This window comes from Providencia sp. JGM181 (assembly GCF_018257375.1).
Lineage (GTDB): Bacteria > Pseudomonadota > Gammaproteobacteria > Enterobacterales > Enterobacteriaceae > Providencia > Providencia lanzhouensis.
Map to the genome: position 1 here is coordinate 1 of NZ_JAERJY010000164.1, position 7,419 is coordinate 7,419.

Consider the following 7,419-nt stretch of genomic DNA (forward strand, 5'->3'; position numbering starts at 1 on the left):
GCTATCTTATTATTTATTATAACTTTATCAGAATTTAGCTTAGGTTAAATCGTTATGTATCACAAAAAAGTCACCCTCTCGAAAAAAGAGATTGTTTCAAGTGTAGATAGGAATATAAAAAAGTAACAATAAAGCCAGCAACGTTATTTGCTGGCTTTGACATGGTGATGAAAATATTATTTAAGCGTTAATGTTTTTTTAGCAGTTAATATTGCTTTGCTAGCAAATTAATTGGCAAACTTCGCAATTGTTTCAGCATCCATGCGATATCGCACCCATTCGTCTTGTGGTTGTGCACCGATGCTTTGGTAAAAATCAATGGCTGGCTGATTCCAATCTAATACACTCCACTCTAAGCGCTGGCACTGGCGTTCAAAAGCCAATTGAGCAATGTGCTTGAGGAGTTTTTTCCCTGCCCCCGCGCCACGGCGCTCGGGTGAAACGTACAAATCTTCTAAATAAATCCCATTATTGCCTAACCATGTTGAATAACTGGTAAAAAATACGGCATAACCCGCCGGTTTACCATCAACGTAACACAGTAACGCTTCGGTTTTGGAATCTGGTGCGAACAATGAGTTTTCAATATCAGCAACACTGGCTTTTACTTCATGACGCGCTTTTTCATAGACGGCTAACTCAATAATCATCTCTAAAATCAGCGGGGCATCTTCACGGGTTGCCGTTCTAATTTGTATATCCATTATTATCTCTCTTGTTGTTTGAGGCTCAATTTTAACCATCGATGGCACTAAACCCTAACACTCAGCAGTTTTATTCATCAAAGCAACGCCATTATAAGAATGATTTATAGTCAATGATTCATAACAACAGATAAACAGGATGAATTATTGCTATTGCTCTGAAATCCCCCTCTTTGCTATTATCCGCCCATTGTTCAACCGAAATATTGAAAATAAAAAAGGAGGCTAATCTTATGCTGTTGTGTGATCTTATTGAATACTCACACTTCTTTGGTAATCGCCAGAGCTCGGGCTTTCACAGTGTTACACTGCGATAACCCTGCCTGAGCAAAGCAGCTAAAGAGTCTTTTCTCAGCTTACTGGGTTGTCGTATCGACGATACCCGGCGTTTTTACGCCTAGAATTTGAGTAAGCTATGAGCACATTATTATCTGTAAAATCATTAAACTACGACACATCCACCACCTCATTACTGTCTGATATCAGCTTCACTTTATTGCAAGGTGACCGTATTGGTCTGATTGGTCACAATGGTAGCGGTAAAAGTACCTTATTGAAGCTTTTAACCTCCCAGTTATCGCCAAATAGTGGGCAAATTACCTATGCCAATCATTGCGTTACTGCATATATCGAGCAGCATCTTCCTGCGGAAGTCGCGCCATTAACTTTGATAGATGCGCTACTGCAAAAACCGCCTACACAAGAACATGTTTCTGAACGTTGGCGAGCGGAAGTGTTATTAACGGAATTAGGGTTTGCACCTCATCAGTGGGAGCAATCGGCAAATGCCATTAGTGGCGGCCAGCATACGCGTTTACTGTTAGGACGCGCATTAATCAGCCAGCCTGATTTATTGCTGTTAGATGAACCGAGTAACCATCTGGATTTACCTACCCTTATTTGGTTAGGGAATTTCCTTCAAAGTTGGAAAGGTAGTTTTGTGTTGGTTTCTCATGACCAATCTTTGTTGGATAAGGTGACAAATAGTACGTGGATTTTACGGGATAAAACTCTGCATTTTTATCGGCTTCCATGCAGCCAAGCACGCCAAGCATTAGCAGAAACCGACCGCGCCGATGAGCATCGCTTTAACGCCGAGCAAAAGGAAATTGACCGTATTGCATCGAGTGCCAAGCGGTTAGCGATTTGGGGTAAGGTTTATGATAATGAAGGGCTTGCCCGCAAAGCGAAGCAGATGGAAAAACAGATAGATCGTTTAAAAGAGGATCAAACAGACCTCACTGAAGGCTATCAATGGCAATTGTTGCTAAATGGAAAAGCGATTCCTGCGGACCGAGTGCTTGAGTTGGATAATACACAAGTCACCACGCCGGATGGGCAATTTCTGTTTTCAGTCCCCTTTTCGCAAGTGAAAAGCGGTGACCGTATTGCGATTATGGGCGCCAATGGTTGCGGAAAATCCACGCTGTTGCGTTTGATTTGGCAACAATACCTCGCGGATTTACGTTATGAAACTCAATTAAAGTTCCATCCAACGATTTCCGTGGGTTATTACGATCAGCAATTAGCGCAGCTGAATGACCATGATAGTTTAATCGATGCATTGCGGCATTTTGCCCCTCTCACCGATGAACAGCGAAAAATGGCGCTGATCAGTGCAGGATTTGTCTATTCTCGCCATCAGCAAAAAGTGGCAACGCTAAGCGGTGGTGAACGAGCGCGTTTGTTATTTATTGGGCTAAGTTTGGCACAGTATGCACTAATTTTGCTGGATGAACCGACAAACCACCTTGATCTTGAAGGTAAGGAAGCGTTGAGCGAGCAAATTTCCCAATTCGAAGGGGCGCTGTTAGTCGTTAGTCATGATAAATGGTTAATTGAGAATAGTTGCCAGCGTTATTGGTATATTCATAATAATCGCTTGGAAGAGTATCTGAATCTGGAAGAGATTTACCAGAAGATAGAGAAACAATCCGCCTTCTCAGAGAACGAATTGGAAGAGAGCCAAACCCGTTTAATCTCTGAAAATACTCAAGGGGTCATAACTCATTCTCATGAAGATGACCTTCTTGAGCAGCTGTTGGAGCTGGAAGAAAAGTTGGCAGCGGATAAACAACGTAAAGTTGCTCATCAGAAGCCCCTTCTTCAGCAACAGTGGATTGAGGAAATGAAGCGAATTCAAACTTTGCTAGAGATCTAAAATAATAAAGCCCCTAGATGCCAACGTGCACTAGGGGCTTTTCATTACTTCAATAACAAAACAATACCGTGACAAAATAATTATTAATAAAGTAACGCAAATCCTTATCGGTGAAATGGGGTCAATCACCCTATTTACTCTCATTTTATGAATAACTGTTTTGCCACACTGTGTTACATCTAACTCAATTTAATATTTCTGTTTTTTTGCTCGCTTAAAGTATGACATTGGCACACTAGGACAAACTACTTCTTTAAATTTAACCTTACTCTTCGACGCGGAATCTGGCTGTTCATCTTTTGGCTCGATTTGCTTATTTTCTTCCGGCTGCATGACTTGTTCTGGCTGCATGGTCTCTTTCATATGAATTTGCTCTTTAACTTGAATAATATGACGGGTTTTTGCCATGTTATTTTCCTTCTACTGTGTTCTCTTCTAAAACGGCATTATTTTCCGAGACTACGTTATTTTCAGAAACTAATAGCGCCTCATTCACTTGCTCAATTCGTTTTACGGCTTGGTTGATAATATCCACCACTTGAGCCGATTCTTGCTTTGATAACTGCTGTAATACAATTTTATGCCGGAGTAATGATTTGAATTTATCTACCGCTAACTCAATTTCATTGGCAAATTGGTTACCCGCTTTCAGCTCTTGCGCATAATTTAGCTTCATTTTAACTTCAGCCAGAATGTCCGCTTTCAAAAGTAAAAAACAGCGGCCTTCCGGCGTGATAGCAAAGCATTTACGCCCTTTACCCGTTTCTTTACTGGTTGAAATAAAATTCAGTTCTTCCAGTAATGTCAGTGTCGGATAAATCACGCCAGGGCTTGGGCAATAAAATCCAGCTGTTTCCTCACTGATTTTTTTTATCAGTTCATAACCATAATTCGCGCCATCTACGAGTAAATGCAAAATATAAATACGCAGCTGTTTTGGATTAAACATGCGCCGAACACTTTTACCCTCACATAGACATGTATCGAGGGTTTTTGGATTGTCCATTTTATCTCTCAGTAAATGTGCAAGAATTAAAAACCGATATATCTAATATCATAATCGGTTTTCTGAATAATGCCAGAATTAGATATATCTGTTTTTATCATTACGTGCTAATGATAACCATTATCATTATGATAGCGAGAAAATTAGTGTCTTAGAGTACAAAAAGTGTTTTTAGTGATCTAAGTAAATGGAAAAAGCCAGTTCTGCGAGAGAACTGGCTTTCTAGATCAAAACAATAACTCGTTAGTGTTAGCCAATATCCGGCAGAACTTTGAAGACAATACCGAGCTGAATGCCGATAACTGCGATACCACACAGGAACACAATCACTAATGCTGGCTTACCACCGAGTACTTGGTATTTGCGAGGGTTAACATGACGAGATTTCAGAGCCATCGCACTTGGCAGTAATAACGCTAAGATAGACAGCGCGATTGCCGCATAACCCAACGCCATCACGAAACCTTTTGGGTAAAACAATGCGAAAACAAGCGGAGGTAAAAAGGTAATCAGCCCCGTTTGAATACGCCCTGAAGCATTATCTTGGCGCTTAAACAAGTCAGCTAAGAAGTCAAACAAGCCTAACGCAACCCCAAGGAATGATGTGGCTAATGCAAGGCTCATAAACATTTGTGCGACGAATTCAGTTTTACCTGACTGCGCAACCGCTTTAATGGCTTCCAGTAGTCCATTTAACCCAGAATTCTCAGCTAAAATTCCCACAAAGGTATTCGTGCCAATACTGCCCAACGTAGCGATTTGCCATAAAATGTAAGCAACTAGAGGAATCGCACTTCCTAATATAAAGATAATTCGCAGTTTTTTGACATCACCCCCCATATATTTCACGACACTTGGTACACTTCCGTGGAAACCAAACGAGGTAAAGAAGACTGGAATAGCCGCGAGGATCAGGATTTTATCGGTTGGTGCTGACAATAAATTTAACTGTTCCACATGCGGGAACATCATTGCCAGAATGATCACTAAAAAGACGATTTTCGCGGTAAACAAGATGCGGTTAATAAAATCGACGGATGAAGTACCAAAGCAAACAACCCCACCACCAATGATGGTAAAGACGACAATGCCCATCCAGTCTGCCATTTCAATGGCAAAACTGCCTTTCAGATTGGAGGTAATGATTTGCCCTGCTCCCGTCACATACGCGGCGGTTAAGGCATACATTAAAAACATCATACTGAAACCTGTGATGAACTTCCCACTCGAACCTAAATAGCGCTGAGCAACGCTACCTATCCCTGTTTCATGGGATTCATGCTGGTAAACTTCTACCAGCAATAATGCGGTGTAGCACATTAGCGCCCACAGACCAAACAACATCACCAAACTGACTGAAAACCCATTACTTCCCGCTGCAATTGGCATTGCCAACATTCCAGCGCCGATCGTAGTACCTGCAACAATAAAAACACTACCAAGTGTGCGATTTTTCATATTGAGATCCTAACAAAATTAATTAAACACTAACTTTTTGAATGGAATGATTACGTTTATTTTCTTCATCAATGAGCTGTTGTAGTTTGTCTTCAAAGATGTTTCTTAATTCATTCCAGTAGTTATCGAAGTGCTGTTTATCACGCAGGCAATGGGTCATAATTGCGGCCCTTAATACATAAATTGAATGGACTTTATGCCATTCCTCTTCCTTGAAATTCGCCTCTAGACACAGATTCTGAGGATTATCACCGTACTCTTCATGGGTTAGTGATGTTGACGACGTTAAAAAATCATTTGCATAAGTGCGTCCTGCTGCATAAGAGCAGAGTTCATACAAACGTTTATTTAACTGGTTTTGTTTCTCTAATGAGGTGTTTCCCGTTTCCCTGAACATAAAGTTGATCATGTGGAAATCCGGTGCAGGCATCGCTGCCAATGTAAACTCACGCCCATCAATCACAAACGGCTCGCTGGCATTGATTTTTTCAATCATCCAATTGGCGGTTGTTACCCCAGCCGCAATGACTTTGCCATACCCCAATAAGTTCAGCGGAACTAACCGATGTGCAGCCCATACTGCTGCTGCCGTCGCGCCAGCTTTTGAGCCTTCCATAATCGATGAGCCCAGTAATACATTCTGTTGCTTATCGGTTTTACGGCTACTTTCTTTCACTTCTTCAAACACATAGGCCGCATGATAGGAAATCAAATCGACAATGCGTTTGTCCTTCATACAAATCGCCCCAGCAGCATAAGGGATAAAACCGACTTTATGCGGATCAACTGTGATGGAGTCAGCTTGGTTTAAAGCTCGGAAACTCTGATAAACATCAGGCTTTGGCCAAACGATATCTGGCGGGAAAACACCTTCGTCATGGTAACGTGCAATAAGCGCATCATATTCAAGGAATTGGTTGTTTTCATCACGGAACATTGCACAGGCATAACCTGCATACGCCGCATCAATATGCACATAGAATGAAACGCCAAAGCGTTGCTCACATTCCTCGCGTAATTTAATGACTTCAGCGACGTTATCAATAGCACCTGTTTCAGTGGTACCTACAACAGCGACTACTGCAAGAATAGGCTCGCCTTTTTCAATCAATGAGAAAACAATGTCACGCATTTGCGAAACATCCGTGCGATAACGTTTATCAACGGGAAGTTGAACAATGTTTTGCTGCCCTAACCCTAAGATATCCATCGCTTTCATCCACGAATAATGCTTGGATTGCGGCACTAACAATTTACCGAGTTTACCTTGTTCAACACCGGTGCCTCGGCAGGTCAGATTGCGAATTTCTTCAAACAACCCTTGCTTTTTCAACTCATCAATCAGATCCAATACATCACAGGTACGCATATTCAGTAACGCGTTTTCTGAAACATCAGTTAAGAGTTGTTTGGCTTGAGGGTGGGATGCCATGGCTAAAGGTAAGGTTTTAATGTTTCTCGCGACCCATAACCCTTCGTAGTTAGCTACTGTGCCACCCGAGGTAATGTGCCCCCAAGATTTTTGCACGTCATATCCAAACATACCGCATAAATCTAACCCCGCTTCGATTTCTAATACCGTCGTTGTCGGTGAAGATTCTTGTGCGCAGTTATTTGGGTTGTACATCATAGCCATGACATACGCGAGATTGGAGATCATCAAAGTATCCGCGTTCATATGCCCCATGTAACGCGGTGAAAACCAAGGCACTGACGTAGTTTTCAACTTTGAGGAAAGCTGATTAAGGATACCTTCAGTGCGATATAACGTATCCCGATATTCCGGTGCATATCTATCGACGGTAGTAATTAAATCGGGATCTTCAGGATGATAACCAGAACGCCAATGCATATGCTCAGTCACTGCATATTCCATCATTTCTCTGAAAAATACCGCATTTTCAGATTTAGGTCCGAGGAACAATGCATCTACGTTCATGCTTTTATTTTTAAAATTATTCATTATCACTACACCTTCAAACTACAGCTGGCTGGCACCAGCTGCATTAAGTTACTCAACTGCAGATGATTGAATGGATTTTCGCTGTTCATCCGTCCACTTAGCACCGGTTTCATGCGCAGCGGCATAA

At 41.7% G+C, this 7,419-nt stretch carries 6 protein-coding genes; 1 reads left to right on the forward strand and 5 read right to left on the reverse strand.

Features of this window, described 5'->3' with window-relative positions:
• Positions 1-227: 227 nt before the first annotated feature.
• Positions 228-704, reverse strand: coding sequence for a GNAT family N-acetyltransferase (locus JK188_RS15490; protein ID WP_211885526.1), 477 nt, complete (start codon positions 702-704; stop codon positions 228-230).
• Positions 705-1,119: 415 nt separating this feature from the next.
• Between JK188_RS15490 and JK188_RS15495 the strand changes: the two genes are divergently transcribed.
• Complete coding sequence (locus JK188_RS15495) at positions 1,120-2,865, forward strand: ABC-F family ATP-binding cassette domain-containing protein (RefSeq protein WP_211885524.1); 1,746 nt, start codon at positions 1,120-1,122, stop codon at positions 2,863-2,865.
• A gap of 189 nt (positions 2,866-3,054) precedes the next feature.
• Here the strand turns inward: JK188_RS15495 and JK188_RS15500 are convergent, their stop codons facing one another.
• From JK188_RS15500 to JK188_RS15515, 4 genes are all read right to left on the reverse strand, one after another.
• Positions 3,055-3,273: a DEAD/DEAH box helicase gene (locus JK188_RS15500; RefSeq protein ID WP_211885517.1), complete on the reverse strand. Its 219-nt coding sequence runs from the start codon at positions 3,271-3,273 to the stop codon at positions 3,055-3,057.
• A 1-nt stretch (position 3,274) separates the two neighbouring features.
• Complete coding sequence (locus tag JK188_RS15505; RefSeq protein WP_249215392.1) at positions 3,275-3,814, reverse strand: PadR family transcriptional regulator; 540 nt, start codon at positions 3,812-3,814, stop codon at positions 3,275-3,277.
• Between the two features lie 306 nt (positions 3,815-4,120).
• Entirely contained in the window at positions 4,121-5,269 is a 1,149-nt protein-coding gene (tyrP, locus tag JK188_RS15510; protein WP_249215441.1) for a tyrosine transporter TyrP, read from the reverse strand.
• An 82-nt stretch (positions 5,270-5,351) separates the two neighbouring features.
• Positions 5,352-7,292: a pyridoxal phosphate-dependent decarboxylase family protein gene (locus tag JK188_RS15515; protein WP_211885513.1), complete on the reverse strand. Its 1,941-nt coding sequence runs from the start codon at positions 7,290-7,292 to the stop codon at positions 5,352-5,354.
• Positions 7,293-7,419 lie beyond the last annotated feature (127 nt).

Bases quoted from the DNA above. Each gene is read 5' to 3' on its own strand.
- JK188_RS15490 (WP_211885526.1), bottom strand. From the start codon at position 704: ATGGATATACAAATTAGAACGGCAACCCGTGAAGATGCCCCGCTGATT.
- JK188_RS15495 (WP_211885524.1), top strand. From the start codon at position 1,120: ATGAGCACATTATTATCTGTAAAATCATTAAACTACGACACATCCACC.
- JK188_RS15500 (WP_211885517.1), bottom strand. From the start codon at position 3,273: ATGGCAAAAACCCGTCATATTATTCAAGTTAAAGAGCAAATTCATATG.
- JK188_RS15505 (WP_249215392.1), bottom strand. From the start codon at position 3,814: ATGTTTAATCCAAAACAGCTGCGTATTTATATTTTGCATTTACTCGTA.
- tyrP (WP_249215441.1), bottom strand. From the start codon at position 5,269: ATGTTGGCAATGCCAATTGCAGCGGGAAGTAATGGGTTTTCAGTCAGT.
- JK188_RS15515 (WP_211885513.1), bottom strand. From the start codon at position 7,292: ATGAATAATTTTAAAAATAAAAGCATGAACGTAGATGCATTGTTCCTC.